At 68.0% G+C, this 700-nt stretch carries 1 protein-coding gene; it reads right to left on the bottom strand.

The features are described from left to right. Positions 1 to 110: 110 nt before the first annotated feature. On the bottom strand, positions 111 to 700 hold a 590-nt coding region (locus NA12_RS34245), incomplete at its 5' end, for a hypothetical protein (RefSeq protein WP_169810417.1).

Below are 700 nucleotides of genomic sequence, written 5' to 3'. Positions count from 1 at the left end.
CCTTCGCGATAGGGGACCCTTATTTGGGTCCCCTATCGGCGTTTGTGGACTCGATACGAGTTCGGTACGCCAGGCGGACGATGCCCCGTCCTTCGTCCGTGGTTGAATTCTTAGTGGCGGGGCCATTGACAACACTCCCCGCAGGTCGGGGAACCTAGAGAGGGATCGCCGTGTCGGAACACAACGACGGACGGAAGCCTTTCCGCCGGGACGGAGACGCCCCCGGTTTCGGCCGGCGAGGCGAACCGACCGATCGCCCCCGTGGCGGACATGGTGACAATCGCGGCTCCGGCCGTGGCGACGCGGACCGAGGCAGCAGCGCAGGTCGTGGTGGTTCCGATCGTGGCAGCTCCGACCGGGGCGGATTCCGTCGCAATGACGACAATCGCGGCTCGGGTCGTCCCGAAGGCCAGCGAGGCGGCTACAACCGCGACGACCGCGGCGCCGGCTCCGACCGTGGTGGATTCAAGCGTGGCGACAGTGGCGACCGCGGTGGCTACCAGCGCCGTGACGACGCCGGTCGCGGTGGCTCGAGCGATCGCGGTGGCTACCGTGGCAACGACGACCGCCCCCGTGGCGGTTCGGATCGCGGCGGCTCCGCTGACCGTGGTGGATACCAACGTCGCGATGACAACAAGAGCGGCTACCCCAAGCGCGATGACGCGGGCCGTGGTGGTTACCAGCGCCGCGATGACAACGA

It is taken from the genome of Nocardia alba NBRC 108234, from assembly GCF_001612665.1.
In the GTDB taxonomy this organism is placed as follows: Bacteria; Actinomycetota; Actinomycetes; order Mycobacteriales; family Mycobacteriaceae; genus Nocardia; species Nocardia alba.
This window is presented reverse-complemented; position numbering and strand designations above follow the sequence as displayed.